The sequence below is a fragment of the Sphingomonas faeni genome (assembly GCF_040407565.1).
GTDB lineage: Bacteria > Pseudomonadota > Alphaproteobacteria > Sphingomonadales > Sphingomonadaceae > Sphingomonas > Sphingomonas faeni_F.
Genome location: NZ_JAPZPR010000003.1, coordinates 401,784 through 418,708, shown reverse-complemented (window position 1 = coordinate 418,708; position 16,925 = coordinate 401,784). Strand labels below are relative to the sequence as shown.

General features: G+C 66.4%; 19 protein-coding genes and 1 tRNA gene. 7 read left to right on the top strand and 13 right to left on the bottom strand.

Going from position 1 to position 16,925, the window contains the following annotated elements:
- Positions 1 to 168: 168 nt before the first annotated feature.
- The gene (locus O6Y00_RS08735; protein WP_353442184.1) at positions 169 to 993 is read left to right on the top strand and encodes a hypothetical protein; all 825 of its coding nucleotides are present in this window, start codon (positions 169 to 171) and stop codon (positions 991 to 993) included.
- 189 nt (positions 994 to 1,182) lie between these two features.
- On the opposite strand, the gene O6Y00_RS08730 is transcribed toward O6Y00_RS08735, so the two are convergent.
- Both O6Y00_RS08730 and O6Y00_RS08725 read right to left on the bottom strand, forming a co-directional pair.
- Positions 1,183 to 1,257: transfer RNA gene (locus O6Y00_RS08730), tRNA-Gln, on the bottom strand.
- Positions 1,258 to 1,309: 52 nt separating this feature from the next.
- Positions 1,310 to 2,419 (bottom strand): branched-chain amino acid aminotransferase, encoded by a 1,110-nt coding sequence (locus O6Y00_RS08725; RefSeq protein WP_353442183.1) that lies wholly within the window; start codon positions 2,417 to 2,419, stop codon positions 1,310 to 1,312.
- Positions 2,420 to 2,478: 59 nt separating this feature from the next.
- Here O6Y00_RS08725 and O6Y00_RS08720 point away from each other — a divergent pair, with 59 nt between their 5' ends.
- The gene (locus O6Y00_RS08720; RefSeq protein ID WP_353442182.1) at positions 2,479 to 2,967 is read left to right on the top strand and encodes a MarR family winged helix-turn-helix transcriptional regulator; all 489 of its coding nucleotides are present in this window, start codon (positions 2,479 to 2,481) and stop codon (positions 2,965 to 2,967) included.
- Positions 2,968 to 3,071: 104 nt separating this feature from the next.
- Here O6Y00_RS08720 and O6Y00_RS08715 read toward each other — a convergent pair whose 3' ends face one another.
- The 5 genes from O6Y00_RS08715 to O6Y00_RS08695 form a co-directional block, all read right to left on the bottom strand.
- A complete protein-coding gene (locus O6Y00_RS08715; protein ID WP_353442181.1) occupies positions 3,072 to 3,878 on the bottom strand; it encodes a pyrroline-5-carboxylate reductase family protein in 807 nt (268 codons plus the stop codon).
- Positions 3,878 to 4,384: a YbjN domain-containing protein gene (locus O6Y00_RS08710; RefSeq protein ID WP_435368602.1), complete on the bottom strand. Its 507-nt coding sequence runs from the start codon at positions 4,382 to 4,384 to the stop codon at positions 3,878 to 3,880. Before O6Y00_RS08710 ends, O6Y00_RS08715 begins: the two co-directional genes overlap by 1 nt.
- 97 nt (positions 4,385 to 4,481) lie before the next feature.
- Complete coding sequence (locus O6Y00_RS08705) at positions 4,482 to 4,769, bottom strand: accessory factor UbiK family protein (RefSeq protein WP_353442179.1); 288 nt, start codon at positions 4,767 to 4,769, stop codon at positions 4,482 to 4,484.
- Between the two features lie 27 nt (positions 4,770 to 4,796).
- Positions 4,797 to 5,354: a TspO/MBR family protein gene (locus tag O6Y00_RS08700; RefSeq protein WP_353442178.1), complete on the bottom strand. Its 558-nt coding sequence runs from the start codon at positions 5,352 to 5,354 to the stop codon at positions 4,797 to 4,799.
- 195 nt (positions 5,355 to 5,549) lie between these two features.
- Positions 5,550 to 6,347 (bottom strand): TlyA family RNA methyltransferase, encoded by a 798-nt coding sequence (locus O6Y00_RS08695; RefSeq protein WP_353442176.1) that lies wholly within the window; start codon positions 6,345 to 6,347, stop codon positions 5,550 to 5,552.
- Between the two features lie 185 nt (positions 6,348 to 6,532).
- On the opposite strand from O6Y00_RS08695, the gene O6Y00_RS08690 reads away from it, so the two are divergent.
- The gene (locus tag O6Y00_RS08690) at positions 6,533 to 7,195 is read left to right on the top strand and encodes an RBBP9/YdeN family alpha/beta hydrolase (RefSeq protein ID WP_353442175.1); all 663 of its coding nucleotides are present in this window, start codon (positions 6,533 to 6,535) and stop codon (positions 7,193 to 7,195) included.
- Between the two features lie 154 nt (positions 7,196 to 7,349).
- Here the strand turns inward: O6Y00_RS08690 and O6Y00_RS08685 are convergent, their stop codons facing one another.
- The gene (locus tag O6Y00_RS08685) at positions 7,350 to 7,517 is read right to left on the bottom strand and encodes a hypothetical protein (protein WP_353442174.1); all 168 of its coding nucleotides are present in this window, start codon (positions 7,515 to 7,517) and stop codon (positions 7,350 to 7,352) included.
- Positions 7,514 to 9,436 (bottom strand): 1-deoxy-D-xylulose-5-phosphate synthase, encoded by a 1,923-nt coding sequence (dxs, locus tag O6Y00_RS08680; protein ID WP_353442173.1) that lies wholly within the window; start codon positions 9,434 to 9,436, stop codon positions 7,514 to 7,516. Before dxs ends, O6Y00_RS08685 begins: the two co-directional genes overlap by 4 nt.
- A gap of 92 nt (positions 9,437 to 9,528) precedes the next feature.
- Between dxs and O6Y00_RS08675 the strand changes: the two genes are divergently transcribed.
- Complete coding sequence (locus tag O6Y00_RS08675) at positions 9,529 to 10,059, top strand: GNAT family N-acetyltransferase (RefSeq protein ID WP_353442172.1); 531 nt, start codon at positions 9,529 to 9,531, stop codon at positions 10,057 to 10,059.
- A 145-nt stretch (positions 10,060 to 10,204) separates the two neighbouring features.
- Here the strand turns inward: O6Y00_RS08675 and O6Y00_RS08670 are convergent, their stop codons facing one another.
- Together O6Y00_RS08670 and O6Y00_RS08665 are read right to left on the bottom strand one after the other, a co-directional pair.
- Positions 10,205 to 10,672 (bottom strand): Fur family transcriptional regulator, encoded by a 468-nt coding sequence (locus tag O6Y00_RS08670; protein ID WP_353442171.1) that lies wholly within the window; start codon positions 10,670 to 10,672, stop codon positions 10,205 to 10,207.
- A 41-nt stretch (positions 10,673 to 10,713) separates the two neighbouring features.
- Positions 10,714 to 11,097, bottom strand: a complete 384-nt coding sequence (locus O6Y00_RS08665; RefSeq protein ID WP_056047781.1) for a MerC domain-containing protein — start codon at positions 11,095 to 11,097, stop codon at positions 10,714 to 10,716.
- Positions 11,098 to 11,371: 274 nt separating this feature from the next.
- On the opposite strand from O6Y00_RS08665, the gene O6Y00_RS08660 reads away from it, so the two are divergent.
- From O6Y00_RS08660 to rpsI, 3 genes are all read left to right on the top strand, one after another.
- A complete protein-coding gene (locus O6Y00_RS08660; protein WP_353442170.1) occupies positions 11,372 to 12,439 on the top strand; it encodes a COX15/CtaA family protein in 1,068 nt (355 codons plus the stop codon).
- A 124-nt stretch (positions 12,440 to 12,563) separates the two neighbouring features.
- Complete coding sequence (gene rplM / locus O6Y00_RS08655) at positions 12,564 to 13,043, top strand: 50S ribosomal protein L13 (protein ID WP_082441436.1); 480 nt, start codon at positions 12,564 to 12,566, stop codon at positions 13,041 to 13,043.
- Positions 13,043 to 13,600: a 30S ribosomal protein S9 gene (gene rpsI / locus O6Y00_RS08650; protein WP_082441435.1), complete on the top strand. Its 558-nt coding sequence runs from the start codon at positions 13,043 to 13,045 to the stop codon at positions 13,598 to 13,600. The genes rplM and rpsI overlap by 1 nt, the downstream gene beginning before the upstream one ends.
- Positions 13,601 to 13,874: 274 nt before the next feature.
- Here rpsI and O6Y00_RS08645 read toward each other — a convergent pair whose 3' ends face one another.
- Positions 13,875 to 14,870 (bottom strand): WalW protein, encoded by a 996-nt coding sequence (locus O6Y00_RS08645; protein WP_353442169.1) that lies wholly within the window; start codon positions 14,868 to 14,870, stop codon positions 13,875 to 13,877.
- Positions 14,867 to 16,777 carry a sensor histidine kinase gene (locus O6Y00_RS08640; protein WP_353442168.1) on the bottom strand — a complete coding sequence of 637 codons (1,911 nt, stop codon included), beginning with the start codon at positions 16,775 to 16,777 and terminating at the stop codon, positions 14,867 to 14,869. The genes O6Y00_RS08645 and O6Y00_RS08640 overlap by 4 nt, the downstream gene beginning before the upstream one ends.
- Positions 16,778 to 16,925: the final 148 nt, after the last annotated feature.

Genomic DNA, 16,925 nt, shown 5'->3' with positions numbered 1-16,925 from the left:
CGATGATACCCTCCCAGCGGTCCGCGACGCTGTCCCCGTCCCTGACTTAGCCGGATCGGCCACCCGTGCAATCCACCATTCGCCGTTCTCACCTGGGGCGACATCATCGAACTGGACAGCGGCAAGTTCGCTTGCCACCATCGTGAGCAGGGACTTGGGGGAAAAACAATGGCCAGCCGTACTACCGTCGATCCGGGCATTGGAGGAAGCCGCGGAATTTCCGTGGGCAATGTGTTCGGGCGAAGCGCGAACGTCATCAAGGACAATCCGCTGGCAACGCTCGGCACCAGTTTTGCCTTGATCGCGCTGCCGCAGCTGCTGCTGGGACAGATCGGCCTGAGCGCCGCGGTGTTCGATAACATTCGCGCGGGGTCATATGCGCTGGCTGGACTCTATGGGATCGTCGTCGGCTTGCTGTGGCTGATCGCCAGCGGCGCGCTGGTCCAGGCGACGGTCGCGCACGACGAGGGCCGACCGGCGAACCCGCGCGAAATGCTGCGGGTCGGTGTATCGCGGTGCCTGCCGCTCTTCGCGGTCTACATGCTGTTCACGCTCGGCATATCGGCAGGCATGATGTTCCTGGTGGTGCCGGGGATCATGCTCGCAGTGATGTGGTCGGTATCGCTGCCCGCGATCGTCGCGGAGCGTCCGGGTGTGTTCGGTGCCTTCGGCCGCAGCCGTGCTCTGACCAAAGGGGCGCGGTGGCATGTGTTCGGCATCCTGCTGCTGGCGTTCGTCATCTACCTGCTCGTCTCGATGGCAGTCGGGGTCGCGAGCGTCGCCGGCTACGGCTCGCTAGGCGCACTTACCGGCGGTGGCCAGGTCCGGATGCCGATCCCGACGCAGCCATCGTTGGTCTTCCAGCTGCTGCAGTCGATCGTATCGACGGTCGTGCTGACCTGGTTCACGACGGTCGGCGCATCGCTCTTCATCGAATTGCGCGACTGGAAGGAAGGCCCCGACGCCGACCGGCTCGCCGACATCTTCGCCTGATAGCGAGCATGGCGCGGCGCGCGTTGCCGAACGAGGGTAAGTGTACGACACGCGCGCACCGCTTTTACGACGATAGCCCATGCCAGTCGCGAAGATCGCGATCCGTTGAGCCCGTCGGCCTGGTCGAGGCCGGACGCTGCGGCCGACGGACCGGGGTTCGCCCGTTCGATCGATCACGAAGCTGAGACCTGGCTGGGGCGGCAGGGTTCGAACCTGCGCATGGCGGCATCAAAAGCCGCTGCCTTACCACTTGGCGACGCCCCAACAGAGGCGGCCTTATAGCGGGGCGGCGGCGTCTGAAAAGCCCTTCCGCGCGTCAATCGGCGAGATGATGCAGCCAGTTGTTGTCGTCCGGCGCCGTCCCGCGCTGGATCGACACGAGCGCGTCGCGCATCCGCATGGTCAGGGCTCCTGGCGCGCCGCTGCCGATCGTGAAGCGACCCTCCGGACTTGCCACCGTGCCGATCGGCGTCACCACCGCCGCAGTGCCGCACGCGAACGCCTCGACAAGGCGACCACTCGCGGCGTCGGCACGCCACTGGTCGATCGTATACCCTTCCTCGCGCACCTCGATGCCCTGCGCCCGCGCGAGCGTGCTGATCGAATCGCGCGTGATGCCGGGCAGGATCGTGCCGGTCAGCGCGGGGGTCGCCATGCTGCCGTCGTCGAACACGAAGAAGATGTTCATCCCGCCGAGTTCCTCGACCCAGCGACGCTCGGCCGCGTCGAGGAAGACGACCTGGTCGCAGCCGTTGCGGATCGCCTCGGACTGCGCGAGCAGGCTGGCCGCGTAATTGCCGCCGCACTTGGCCGCGCCGGTGCCGCCCTGCGCGGCGCGCGTGTATTGCTGGCTCACCCAGATCGACACGGTCGGCGCCCCGCCCTTGAAATACGCGCCGACCGACGAGGCGAGTACCATGTAGAGATATTCCGCCGACGGCTTCACGCCGAGGAACACTTCGGACGCGAACATGAACGGGCGGAGATACAACGCGCCGCCGTCGCTTTCCGGAATCCAGTTGGCATCGGTCTTGACCAGCCGCTCGACCGATTCGAGGAACAGGTCTTCGGGCAGTTCGGGCATCGCCAGACGCCGCGCCGAATCCTGGAATCGACGCGCATTCGCCTCGGGACGGAACAGCGCGGTCCCGCCATCGGCGAGACGGTACGCCTTCATCCCCTCGAAGATCTCCTGCGCATAATGCAGCACCGACGACGCCGGGTCGATCGACAGCGGCGCGCGCGCGGTGATCCGCGCGTCATGCCAGCCCTCGGCCTCGCTGTAGCGGATCATCGCCATGTGATCGGTGAAGACGCGCCCGAAGCCAGGATCGATCAGCCGCTTCGCGCGCTCGTTCGCCTCGACCGGCGTGGCGTTCGGTTCGTGCCGGAAGGCGGAGGGCGACGTAATTGCTGGAGCGGACATCGAAAATCTCTCTCGTGGCGGGTTGCCGACGACTACGGGCGATGTCTAAACCGGTCAACATGCCTGCCACAGCGTCTCCCGCTTCGCCCCTGTTCCTTCGCGAACCCGAACTCCGCCGTGGCATGGAGCTGCTGTACTTCGGCTATAGCCACCTGACGCGGTCGATCGACCAGGGCCTGGCCGAGCAGGGACTCGGCCGCGCGCATCACCGCGCGTTGTATTTCATTGCGCGCAAACCCGATCTGACGGTCAGCGAATTGCTGTCGCTGCTCGCGATCACCAAGCAATCGCTTGGCCGGGTGTTGAACGAACTGGCCGAACGCAAGCTGGTCGAGACGCGCCCCGGCGAGCGTGATCGTCGCCAGCGACTGTTGAAGCTCACCGCGGAAGGTTCGGCGATGGAGCGCGAATTGTTCGAGGCCGCGCGCGTCCAGATGGCCGCCGCCTATGCCAGCGCCGGCCAGAGCGCGGTTTCCGGCTTCTGGGCGGTTCTCGAAGGCTTGGTGCCCGAAAGCGATCGTTCGCAGGTGTTCGGCCTGCGCGGGTAGTCGCTAGGCCAATCGCGCGCGGCGGTGGTCCCATGCCTGTCCGACCCGCCCCGTGATCCTGGCGAGGCCGCATGACGGGATCACGGTAACGGTTACGTCCCGCTTCAACGCGCGGCCGCGGCCATTTCGCGGTTGCGGCGCTCAGACGCTGCCAGCGTCTCGGTGAGCAGCGTTATCAGCGCATCGTGGCGGTCGAGGACGTTCAGGCCTTCGCGAGTCGAACCACCAGGACTTGCAACGCGGTCCGCCAGAACAGCCGGCGATACGTCCGAGTCGGCCGCCATGATCGCCGCCCCCTCCAGCGTCGCAATCGCGAGCCGCGCCGCCTGATCCGCCGGTAACCCGAGCGCGGCACCGGCCTTGGCCAGCGCGTCGGCAAAGCGGAATACGAAGCCCGGCCCGCATCCCGCAAGCGCCGTCACCGCGTCGAAATGCGCTTCGTCCGCGATCCACTCGTGATGCCCCAGCGCCCTTGCAAAGGCTTCCGCCGCCGCAATGGCGTCTTCGGGGGCTTCAACTGCGTACAGTGACGTTACGCCCTTGCCGATCGCGACCGGCAGATTGGGCATCGCGCGGACGATCGTCTCCGCCGAGAACCTCTGAGCGAGTGCCGCGTGGTCGACGCCGGCAAGAATCGAGAGCAACAGCGTTGGCGCGCCTCGCATCGGCGAGAGCAGCGCCTGGGCCGCGTCGATCTGCTGCGGCTTCAACGCCAGCATCAGGGTCGCGGGCGCATCTTCGTCGGGTAACGCGGTCAGCGAGCGGACGCCGGCTGGCGCCCCCTTCCCGCTCCGCGTGATCACCGTCACGGTCGCCGGGTTCAGCCCGGTGGCAATCCACCGCCACAGCATCGCCCCGCCCATGTTGCCGCAACCGATGAGCCACAGCGGACCGGCAGGAAAGCCCGTCATCAAGCCTCGCCGTGGGTTTCGATCAGCGCTGCGGCGATCGCATCCTTGGGACTCTTGCCGCCCCACAGCACGAACTGGAACACCGGATAAAAGCGCTCGCACTCTTCGATCGCCGATTCGACCAGCAGTTCGGCCGCGTCGAGCGACATCGTGCCGTCGTCGCCGCCATCGACCATCGCGGCGTGCCGGAACAACAGGATGCCGCTCGTCGACCAAAGCTCGAAATGGCCGATCCAGAGCTGTTCGTTGACCAGCCCGATCGTCTCGTACACCGCAAGGCGTCGCTCGTCGGGGACCTTGATGTCGGGAAAGGCGAGGAACTGCAGGACGCTGTCGTCCTCGCGCCACAGCGCGCGCAACTCATAGGTCGCCCAGCTTCCCTTGACGGTCGCGACGATTTCGTCGTCGTGACGCTCGTGCTCCCAGCCATGCGCGGCATAGTAGCTTTCGAGCATGTCGATCGGGGCGGCGTCTTCGTGGTCGTGGTCTACTTGGTCGAGCATCATAGGGTCCTGGCGGTCCTTATCGCACGACAAAGGGTGCCGAGGCAAAAACGCCACGGCAACCCCATCGAACCCGTTTCTATGGAAAACTGTGGAAAAGTCAGTCGACCGACGCCTCGAACGGCGCATGGACTTCCGTCTGCGCCTTGCTTTTCGCCTCGAGCGCGTCGAGCCGCGCCTTCAACACGTCGTTCTCGTCGCGCGCCGCGGCAGCCATCGCCTTGACCGCGTCGAACTCTTCGCGGCTGACGAAATCGAGCCCGCCCAGCCACTCGCGCGCGCGTTCACGTGCCCCCGAGCCGGCTTCGCGACCGACGCCCGCGAGCGTACCGGCCGCACCGTTCAGAACCTTGACGATATCGTCGAATACGCGGTTTTCGGACTGCATGGCTTCAATTCCCGGAAGACTATTTCGTCACAGCATTTGGGACGTATGGCTGACGGGCGCAAGAGTGTCGGCGTTGGGGTTCAACTGCCCGATGCTGAACGCGAGCACGCCGGCAAAGCTGATCCACACCATGTACGGCACCATCAGCCACGCCGCGGCGGGGCGGATGCGCGCGAATACGAAGGTCGCGGCGATCGACAGCGCGAGCATTGCGACGATAACCAGTACCGACAGCCCGATCCTGTGCGCGCCGAAGAACATCGGCGTCCAGGCGAGGTTGAGCAGGAACTGGCCGACGAACAGCGCTACGGCGAGCCCACGCAACCGCGCGCCGCGGGCGTTGAGGATCATCGCGAGCGCGAGCCCGATCAGGATGTAGAGCGTGGTCCAGACGACCGGGAATACCCAGCCCGGCGGGTTCAGCGCAGGCTTGGCGAGCGCCATGTACCAGGCATTGTCGCTGCCGACGCTGACCGACCGGCCGGAGACGAAACCGAGCAGCAGGATCAGGGGCACGGTCACGACCGCCCAGCGGAGGAACGACATCCTCAACTGGCCCTTCGAAGCGATACCGCCCACACACATCCTTCCGTCTCTACGCGGCCTCGTCCTGGCGCGCATTTTGCGATCGGTAAACCGAGTTTGGTGGAGAATCGTTCCGCTAGTGGTTCATTCCGGCACGGAGGGCTGCCGTCGACCGCTGTTTATCCCGTCATCCTGATGAAATCCAGGACCCAGGGTACCGAGCGCGCCCTTTGTGGCTCTGGGTCCTGACTTTCGTCAGGATGACGGGGGTGATCGGGTCTCGCGTGGAACGTCCGATAGCCGTTGTTCAGAAGCCGGCTTCCCATGCAAAGCCGCAATCAGGAACTCCACATTGCCCTCTGGCCCCGTGATCGGGCTCTCGACCACGCCGACCACGCTCCACCCTTGCCCCGTCAACCACGCCGCGACCTCTTCGCAGACGCGCTGGTGGATCGCGGTATCGCGAACGACCCCGCCCTTCCCCACTTCGCCGCGCCCCGCCTCGAACTGCGGTTTGACTAGCGCCATCAGCCTCGCATCGGGCTTGGCGAACGACATCGGCCGCTCGAGCACCTTGGCCAAGCCGATGAAGCTCGCATCGCAGACGATCAGGTCGATCGGCTCCGGGATATGCGCAGGCGTGAGGATCCGCGCACTCGTCTGCTCGTGGACGATGACGCGGTCATCCTGCCGGAGCGACCAGGCAAGCTGGTTGGTCCCGCTGTCGACCGCGTAGACCTTCGCGGCACCGTTCTTCAGCATGACGTCGGTGAAGCCGCCGGTCGACGAACCGACGTCGATCGCGACCGCGCCGGTTACGTCCCAGCCGAAATGCGCAAGGCCGTGCGCCAGCTTGATCCCACCACGCGAAACCCAGGGATGATCGCGGCCACGTACGTCGAGTTGCACGTCGTCCGCGAGCGTCTGCCCCGGCTTGTCGACCTTCTTCGTCCCCGCGAACACGAGGCCCGCCATGATCAGCGCCTGCGCGCGCGTCCGCGACTCGACCAGCCCCCTGTCGACCAGCATTTGGTCTGCACGTACCTTCACCATCCGCCCGCTATCGCCGCCCGATCCGATTGCCGCAAGCTGCCTTCCTTTCGCCGCAATGCCATTGCCTACCGGACGGGTAGGATTATCTTGAGCGCATGGGATCGTGACCGGATGGCGTGCCCTAGAGCGCCCTTCGGCCACGCTCCCGACCTCGAAGAACGAGGTTTCGGAGAAGGAGAAGCGCTGTGGGTAGTTTCGCACCGTATGATTCCGTCCAGCCGACCATCCTGACCGTGCCCGGCCTTGGTGGATCGGGCCCCTCGCATTGGCAGACTTTGTGGGAGGACGCGCGGCCGGACACCGTGCGCGTCGAACTCGGCATGTGGAACACGCCGCACCGCAACGCCTGGGTGACGCGTCTCGACGAGGCGATCCGGCAGGCACAGGCGCCGGTGATCCTCGCCGCACACAGCCTCGGCTGCCTCGCGGTGGCGTGGTGGGCCGAACTCAGCCCGCAGCCTTATGGCTGGCCGGTAGCGGGCGCGTTGCTGGTGGCGCCGGCGGACGTCGATCGTGGCGGCGCGCAGGCCGAACTGAAGGGCTTCTCGCCCACGCCGCGCACGCCGCTGCCATTCCCATCGATCGTGGTGGCGAGCAGCGACGACCCCTGGGTCACGCCCGAGCGCGCGCATAGCATGGCCGCGGACTGGGGCAGCCACTTCGTCGATGCCGGGCCGCAAGGGCATCTGAATGCCGCGAGCGGGATCGGCTGGTGGCGTGAAGGGCAGGACTTGCTGGAGCGCGTCATCGCGGCGAGTGGCGATGGCAGGGGGCAGGCTTTGCCGCCAAGCAAGGCGCGGTCGATCCTTGCGGTCAGCGCAACGGATGCCGCGCAAACGCACTACTAGGGCGGCTGACCGTACGCACCCGACAATACACCACCCCGGCGAAGGCCGGGGCCCAGTTGGGGGACGTCGCTAACGGAGCGCGGTACTTCGTTACTGTGACCTCACCAATTGGGCCCCGGCCTTCGCCGGGGTGGTGGCTGCTACCAAAGGCCGCTCAAGAAATCCGCGTACCATCCTCATCGAACAGTTCCGGATGAGCCGCCTGCTCAGCCTTCGCCACCGCCAAGCCACCCCGCATCCGCCGCCACATCGCAATATTCAACGACACCATCACGACCACCGCCAGCGCAATGATCACAAGACCCTTGATCGGCCCGGTCATGCGCGCGCTTCGGCAACCCCGCCCGAATTGTGGCGAAGCGCCTTGAGCACGGTATCCACCAGCGCCGTCGCGTCGAGCCCGGCCTCGGCGTACTGGATCTCGGGCTTGTCCTGATCCTGATACACGTCGGGCAAACGCAGCGTGCGCAGCTTCAGACCGCCGTCGATCAACCCCTCGTCAGACGCCATCGTCAGCACGTGCGCGCCGAACCCGCCGACCGAATTTTCCTCGATCGTCACCGCGACTTCGTGCGTCGTCAGCAGCTTGCGGATCAGGTCGTTGTCGAGCGGCTTGGCGAAGCGGAGATCGGCGACCGTCGTGCTCAGCCCCTTGGCTTCGAGAACCTCGGCAGCCTTGAGCGCCTCCTCGAGACGCGTGCCAAGCGACAAAATCGCGATCTTCTTGCCCTCGCGCACGACACGACCCTTGCCGATCTCCAGCAGCTCGGGGGTCTCCGGCAGCGCAACGCCGGTGCCGTTGCCGCGCGGATAGCGGACCGCGATCGGGCCGGTGTCGTACTGGGCCGCGGTATGAGTCATGTGGACCAGCTCGGCCTCGTCCGCCGCCGCCATCACGACGAAGTTCGGCAGCGTCGCCAGATACGTAACGTCGAACGACCCGGCATGCGTCGCGCCATCCGCACCGACGAGTCCCGCGCGGTCGATCGCGAACCGGACCGGCAGGTTCTGGATCGCGACGTCATGCACGACCTGATCGTACGCGCGTTGGAGGAACGTCGAGTAGATCGCGCAGAACGGGCGCATCCCCTGCGCGGCGAGCCCGGCGGCGAAGGTGACGCCGTGCTGCTCGGCGATGCCTACGTCGAAGAACCGGTCGGGATACGCCTTGGCGAACGCGTCGAGCCCGGTGCCCGATGGCATCGCCGCGGTGATCGCGCAGATCCGCGGATCCTTGGCGGCCTCGGCGACGAGCTGCGCGCCGAACACGTTCTGGTATTGCGGCGGGCCTGGGGGCGCCTTGGTCTGCACGCCGGAGATCACGTCGAACTTCTGGACGCCGTGATACTTGTCCGCAGCGGCCTCGGCGGGGCCGTAGCCCTTGCCCTTCTTGGTGACGACGTGGACGAGGATCGGGCCCTCCTCCGCATCGCGGACATTCTCGAGCACTGGGATCAGGTGTTCGAGGTTGTGGCCGTCGATCGGGCCGACATAATAGAAGCCGAGTTCCTCGAACAACGTGCCGCCCATCGTCATGCCGCGCGCGAACTCGTCGGTCTTGCGCATCCCGCTGGCGATCGGCCGTGGCAGCCGCTTGGCGAGTTTGCGCGCGAGGTCGCGGAAGCCGAGGAATTCGCGACTCGATACGATCCGGCTCAGATACGCCGACAATCCACCGACCGGCGGCGCGATCGACATGTCGTTGTCGTTGAGGATCACGATCAGGCGGTTGCCAGCCTGTGCAGCGTTGTTCATCGCCTCGTACGCCATGCCCGCCGACATCGCGCCGTCGCCGATCACCGCGATGCCCTTGCCGGGCGTCCCCGCGATCTTGTTGGCGATCGCAAAGCCGAGCGCGGCCGAGATCGAGGTCGACGAATGCGCCGCGCCGAACGGATCGTATTCGCTCTCGCTACGCTTGGTGAAACCGCTGAGGCCGCCGCCCTGGCGGAGCGTGCGGATGCGATCGCGGCGTCCGGTGAGGATCTTGTGCGGATAGCATTGGTGGCCGACATCCCACACAAGCCGGTCGCGCGGGGTATCGAAGACATAGTGGATCGCGGTGGTCAGCTCGACCACGCCGAGCCCCGAGCCGAGATGCCCGCCGGTAGTGCCGACCGCGGAAATCGTCTCGGTACGCAGTTCGTCGGCGAGTTGGCGGAGCTGGTCCGGGCGCAACTTGCGGAGGTCGTCGGGCGTCGAAACGGTGTCGAGCAGCGGTGTCGAGGGAAGGTCGGCCATCATGCCGGCTTAATGCAGCGCGGGTATCGTGTCGATTGTTACCGTGTCCTGCGCTAGCATTCGCGCTGAAATCGCTCGGAAAGTGCACAATTATGAACTTTACGCACCGTGTTGCCGTCGCCGCGGATATTCCGGCGATCTCGGCGCTGATGGCTCGTTCGATCGGCGCGTTGCAGGGGGATTTCCTCACGCCGGCACAGGTCGAGGCAAGCCGCGCGGTGATGGGGCTCGATACGCAGCTGATCGCGGACGGGACGTATCTGCTGGTCGAGGCGGACGGTCGGCTGGCCGGATGTGGCGGATGGAGTCGGCGGGCGACGCTCTATGGGGGCGATCATAGTACGGCGTTGCGGGATGCGGCGCTGCTCGATCCGGTGCGCGACGCGGCACGGATTCGCGCGATGTATACCGATCCGGATTTTACGCGGCGGGGTGTCGGGCGGCTAGTGTTGTCGGTTTACGAGGCCGCAGCGCGAGAGGCCGGGTTTGCGCGCGCGGAAATGATGGCGACGCTTGCCGGAGAGCCGCTGTACCGGGCCTGCGGGTATCTGCCGATCGAGCGGATCGAGACGCCGGGCGAGGTCCCAGTGCCGATGATCCGGATGGGGAAGGATCTAGTGTAGAACTTGATCCTCCCCCGCCAGGGGGAGGTGGCACCGAAGGTGACGGAGGGGGAGGACACGGAGCAGAGGTTGCCCTTTCCTCCCCCTCCGTCTGGCAAGCGCCAGCCACCTCCCCCTGGCGGGGGAGGATTGAACGGTGGCGAGGCTACTTCGCCTCGCAGTCCGCACAGCGCCCGCGGACTTCGATCACCGGGCGAACCGGGGAGAAGCCTGCAGCCTCCGCCGCGTTTCGCACACCCTTCGTAATCGTGTCGTTGTCGAGATGCGTGGTCTGGCCGCACGAGTCGCAGACCAGGAATATGCAGTCGTGCAGGCAATCGGGATGCGCATTGGCGACATAGGCGTTCGCGCTCTCGACTCGCCGCGCTAGGTTCGCGCCGACGAACAGGTCGAGGATGCGGTACACGCTGTTCGCGGCGACGCGGCGGCCTTCGGACTTCGAGACCGCCTCGGCGATGTCGTAGGCCGATGCCGGCTTCTCGAAGCTGGCGAGCGCGGCGAACACGCTGGCGCGCATCGTCGTCCATTGCTCGCCAGCCTTTTCGAGCGTCGTCTGTGCTGCGACGGTGAGATCGGCGCCCTGCGGTTCGGTGTGGTTGTGAGCGTGCGCCATGCTGGGTGAAGTAGGATGCCGGAAGAGTTCCAGCAACCCGTTCAGCTTTCCGCGCGGCGGTTGAGATCGTGGCCGAATGCAAGCAGGCCGACGCCGACGATCGTCCACAACGTCTCGCCGCCGCCGCTGTCGTGCGGAAGCGTCATCGCGCCCGCCATGATGCCGAGTCCGAGCGCGCCCATCGCGGCAGGCATCATATAGCCGTGGTTGAGCACACCGCGGCCGAGCGCGAGCGCGCCGAGACCGATCGCGATCGTCAGGCCGACTTCGTGGAAGATCGGGTCGAGCAGGAAGCCGCCAGCCGTCGACATCAGCGCGACCAGCACGGAGGTCGCCAAGCAATGCACCATGCACAGGCCCGACAGGCCGATCGCGTAACGATCGAGACCGGCGAAGCGGTGGGTATGCGTGGCCGAGGGCGTCATCGTTCGTCGGATATAGACGCCTCGTTGACAGGATACAACATTACATTGCTAATTTTGGCGACAAGCTAGGCCAGATTTTGAAGGGTTCACTCCCTCCTCCTTGTTCTCCCGCGAAGGCGGGAGCCCAGTCTGGGCTCCCGCCTTCGCGGGAGAACAAGGAGTTAGCGTGCTGCGGTCGCCAGTCCGGCTTCTACCGAACCACCCCCAGCAACATGAAGCAACGGCGCACCACGAACCGATGGCGCCCCGCCGCGCAAACCACTATCTCCTTACCATGCTTCAACCCAGCGCCGCCTTCCTCAGCAAAGCCCGTCCTCGTTCCGTCGCCCTGTGGCTGTTCACGGTCGCCGGCTTGATCGTCGCGATGGTCGTCATCGGCGGGATCACCCGGCTGACCGAGTCGGGGCTGTCGATCACGCAATGGAAGCCGATCAGCGGGATCATCCCGCCGCTCAACGACGCGCAATGGCAGGCCGAGTTCGACGCCTACAAGCGCATCCCCGAATACGCCGCGTTCAACGCCGACATGACGGTCGGCGGGTTCAAGGCGATCTTCTTCTGGGAATATCTGCATCGGCTGTGGGGCCGCGTGATCGGTCTCGTTTTCGCGGTGCCGCTGATCTGGTTCGCGGTGCGCAAGCGTATCCCGGTCGGCTACGGCCGGCGGCTGTCGGCGCTGCTCGCGCTCGGCGCGTTCCAGGGCGCGATCGGCTGGTGGATGGTTGCCTCGGGCTTGTCGGTGCGAACCGACGTCAGCCACATCCGACTCGCCGTCCACCTGTTGACCGCGCTGACGATCCTCGCCGGGATCGTGTGGACCGCACTTGACCTGATGGCGCTGCACCGCAATCCGCTCGCCGCCCCTGCCCGCCTCGCACCTGTAGCGATCCTCGCACTGGCGCTTCTGTTCGTGCAATTGGTCTATGGCGCGTTCACCGCCGGGCTCGACGCAGGCTATGCCTTTGCAAGCTGGCCACTGATGGGTGACGGGCTGTTCCCCGCGGACGTACCGATGGTCAATCCCGCCTGGAGCAACGCGGTCGACAACCCGATCGTCGTGCAGTTCATCCACCGCTGGTTCGCGTTCGCCGCCGCCGCCGGGCTGATCTGGCTTGCGGTCAAGGCGACCAAGACCGGCAGCAGCGCGGGGTTCTTCGTCGTCGGCCTCGTCACGCTCCAGATCATGCTCGGCATCGCGACGCTGATGACCGGCGTGCAGATCGATGTCGCGGTCGCGCACCAAGGCAACGCCGCGCTGCTCCTGATCGCCGCGATGTTTGCCGCGCATGCCGTCGGCAGCGCACCCCGCCTGAATCAACGGGGCCTGAAGCAGCGGGTATAATAATACCCGTCAGGAAACCGGCGGAAAGCTTGACTTGAAGCCCCCCTTTCAGCATTAGGCCGGCATTCGCGCTGCGGGGCCTCCCCTTGGTGCGCTTGCATTCAATCTGGAAGGTCTAACGCCCATGAAGGCGCTCATGAAGACCACCAAGTCGGCAAAGCCGGCAGAGGTGGACAAGCAGTGGCATATCGTCGACGCGGAAGGTCTCGTCGTCGGCCGTGCCGCATCGATCATCGCCAACGTCCTGCGCGGCAAGCATAAGGTGTCGTTCACCCCGCATGTCGATTGCGGTGACAACGTCGTCGTGATCAACGCCGACAAGATCCGCTTTACCGGCAACAAGGCCGCGAAGAAGATCTATTACAAGCACACCGGTTACGCCGGCGGCATCAAGGGCATCACTGCCGCCAAGGTCCTCGACGGCCGCTTCCCGGAGCGCGTTCTCGAAAAGGCTGTCGAGCGCATGATCCCGCGCGGCCCGCTGGGTCGTGAGCAGATGCGCAACCTGCGTATCTTCAAGGGCACCGAGCATCCGCACGAGGCACAGAACCCTGCCGTGCTCGACATCGGCAGCATGAACCGCAAGAACAAGGTGGGCGCATAATGTCCGACAACCGCCAGTCGCTCGCCGATCTCGCGAGCCTGACCAACCAGCCCGCGCCGGCTGCCCCCGCCGAGCAGGCCCTGCCGACCAGCGAAGGCGATATCGCAGCGCCGGTCTCGAACGAGCCCGTCCGCGAGCCGATGCCGCTGCGCGAGCAGATCCTCGACAAGCAGGGCCGCGCCTATGCGACCGGCCGTCGCAAGGACGCCGTCGCGCGCGTCTGGGTCAAGCCCGGCACCGGCAAGATCACGATCAACGGTCGTGACCAGGAAGTGTATTTCGCACGTCCGACGTTGCGTCTCGTCATCAACCAGGTGTTCGGCATCACCGAGCGCGAAGGTCAGTACGACGTCGTCTGCACCGTCAAGGGCGGTGGTCTTTCGGGCCAGGCCGGCGCGGTTAAGCATGGCATCAGCCAGGCGCTGACCCGCTTCGAGCCGGTGCTGCGCGCATCGGTGAAGGCAGCAGGCTTCCTGACCCGCGACAGCCGCGTCGTCGAGCGCAAGAAGTACGGCAAGGCGAAGGCCCGTCGTAGCTTCCAGTTCTCGAAGCGCTAATCTCGCTTTCAGTATCTGCGTATCAGAAGGGCGGTCCGGCAACGGGCCGCCCTTTCTGGTTTTGGGTTGGCGAACGACACTATCGCCCTCGGGTGCGTGCAGGCGTGCAGCGCCGCGATTGACGCACTCTGCGATCCTCCCCCGCCAGGGGGAGGTGGCTGGCCCTCGCCAGACGGAGGGGGAGGTAGGGAAAACGGCTGCTCCGTGCCCTCCCCCTCCGTCACCTTCGGCGCCACCTCCCCCTTGCGGGGGAGGATCGTTCGGACGCGACGGCCTAGCCTAGCGCGGCAATAATCTCGTTCAGCGAGGCGTTGCGGATGCCGCGACGGTCGAATTCGTCGAGTATCGTCGTCCACCACGTGTGGAAACGTTTAAGGTCAGCGGCGTCGCGCACGTACGGCGTATGCCCCGGCACCAGCGACGGCGAGTGGAACGACAGGTTGAGCAGCCGCAGGCCTTCGCCCGCCGCCACCGCGACCGCTTCGAGCGCGGCGTCGATCGGCATATCCTCCGGCGTGAGCGCGATCCGGGATAGAAGGCCTGCGCGTGCGAACGCCCCCCTGCCCTTCGGCACGTAGCTCAGCGCGCGATAGAGCAAAGCTCCACCACGACGCGCCCGTCCCGTGAACACCGTGGTCAAGGGCAATTCGACGACGTCTCCGACGCGGTAGGCCTGAGCATCCGCCGTCGCAAAATCGGGACCGCTGTCGGCGCTGTAATCGTAGCCGGGACGCACCGAACTATCGATCCGGTAACCAAGCCTGGCGAGCAGGTCGAAGCTGCGCGGCCCGATCCCGTAACGGCCCGCCCGATACGCGCGCGGTGCCGAGCCGAACGCGGTCGTGATCGCCGTCGTCAGCGTCGCAAGTTTCGCGGCTTCCAGCGCCGCTGGCAAATTGCCGGCATAGCTGTCGCCGGGAGTCGTCGCCGTGGCGAACGGTGGGCTGACCCAAGGATGAAGCTGCGTGCCGATCTCGGATCGTCCATCCTCCACGACCCGCGACAAGATCGCGACCGACGCCGGATCTGTCGCGATCGGGTGGTCGACCATGCAGGTCAGGCCGACCCCGCGCTCGGCGAAGCGGCGATGCGCGTCGGGAAACGCCGCCATCGCGGTCGTCGCGCGGTTGCGGGTGTCGAGCGGCGCATGCCAGTCGAACTCCTCCTCGACGTCGACGAACACCGTGAAACGCGTGCCGAAATCGTCCGGCCAGGCGATGCGTTGCGCCGCGGTCGGCGGTGGTGGACGATACGCGCGGCCTGCGATCACCGCTGGTCTTCGACGATCCGCCCCTCCGTCGACGACTGCGCCGCTACCGCCTGCATCGCCTTCGCCTGCATTGCAAATGCCTGCGCCGCGGGAAGCTGGAGGGTCAGCCGATCTGTTCCTATCGTCAGCACCCCACCAAGTTCGACGGCCAGATTCTGTGCCAGACGGAGCGCGAACCCCGTGCCGAGCAACGGCGCACCGTCGCCATCCTGGTCCTGCTCGGCATCGATGCTCAGCAGGATGTCGGCGGTGCGCGCAGCCAGGGCTGCCGGCCGATCGAACTCGATGCTCACGGTATCGGCCAGCGGCCGCACCACGATCCCGATCCGTTCGCCGGTCCGACACGCCGAGACCAGCGCCGCGAGCAATCGACCGATCAGTCGCTCGACCGCGCGGTCGTCGCCCAGAATGTCGCAGTCGCCTGCCGGAGCGCTCACCGCCAGGCGTGCGCCGCGCAATCCGGCGAGCGGCGCCAGATCCTGCATGACTCGGTCGAGCAGCGGCAGGACAGGCACCGTCGTCGTGCGCAGATCGAGCGCATGCCCCTCGATCCGCGCGGCGGTGTCGAGGTCGTCGATCGCCGCGAGCAGATCGGACGCCTGCGTCCGGATCGTCGTCGCACGGTCGCGGTAGGTTGGCGATACGGGCCCGAGCAGTTGCGTCTCGATCAGCTCGGCGAACCCGGCGATCGCGTTGGTCGGCGTCCGTAACTCATGCACCAGCTGGCGGAGCGAATCCGACACGGTCGAGGATGGCGCGTGCTCGGCGCCGCGCGGCGGTTCGGCGGTTTCGTCGCGGCGCGGGCGGCGTGCGGTCCCGCGAAAACCGGTGAAGCGGCCGCTGTCATGGTCGAACGCGGGCACGCCGGACAGCCGCCACGATCCGAACGCATCGGACAGCCCGCCGACCTCAAGCCGGGCGTCGCTGAACCGCGAGCGGCGGCGGAACGCGCCGGCGGCGACCCCGTCGAGATGCGCCTCGCCCTGCTGCGCCGCATAACCGAGCGATACGCCGATCAACGCGGATCGCGCGACGCCCTCGACCATGCGGATGATCCCCCTCGCGTCGGTTTCGTAGCGAAACGTCTCGGCCTCTGCCGCAACCGGTGCGGACGATGCCTCGTCGAGCGTGCGATCGCGGTTGAAGGCCTCGATCCGCGCCACGAGGTCGGAGATCTCGAACCGTCCGCCCGCCTGCGCGCTCGATTCGGGTCCCACGACTATGGGTGGCGCGACCTCGGCGTGTTGGGCGTGACGCAGGGCTTCGGCAACCAGCGGCAGGCCGCGGGCGACATCGCCGAGCGCCATGAACGACGTCTCGCCAAGCGGCGCACGCGGCGTTTCGATCGTGGCAGGCTCCGCTGCCGGAAGCGGTTGTGCGGTTTCGGCGGCGGGTTCCGGCGGTGGCTCGGCGATCGCCGGACTTGGATCCGGCGCGGCGTCGGCTTGGCCGGCGGGTTGCGGCAGGACGAAGTCCGTCGCGCCGAAGCTTTGCAGGCCGCGCTGCACTGCCATCGGCAGGTCGCGACGATGACGCAGCACCGACCGTGTCGCCGGCATCAACCGCGGCAGGATCGCCAGCCAGTCGTCGGCTGCCAAGCTCGCCGTGCGCAGCACCGGCGCGGCGATCGCCAGTTCGTCCTCGGCGAAGAATCCCACAAGCCGAGCGTCGGGCCTGGCGAACGCGAGCGCACGCGCACTGGCCGCGCGTACGTTAGCCGGGACCGCTTGCCGGAGCAGCCGCAGCCGCGCGATCGCCGGTTCGTCGACCGCCACCTTGCCGCGCCCCATCAGATCGACCAGCTGTCGCCACGCGGACTGTGCGCCGAAACCGGTGGCCATGTCGGCGGAGAGGATCGTCTTCAGGCTGTCGTCGAACCGCACATCGTCCCCCGGCTGGAGCTGCACCTAGCATGCCCCCCGTACCGATTCCTTAACGCGGCCATCGACGCGACGAAACCACGCATTTTCGTATGCGCAGGTGTTCGTCGCAATGTGGGACAATTGCGTTTCGCCGCAACAATCTTATCGCTATGGGAAAGGAACCGCTTGGTTT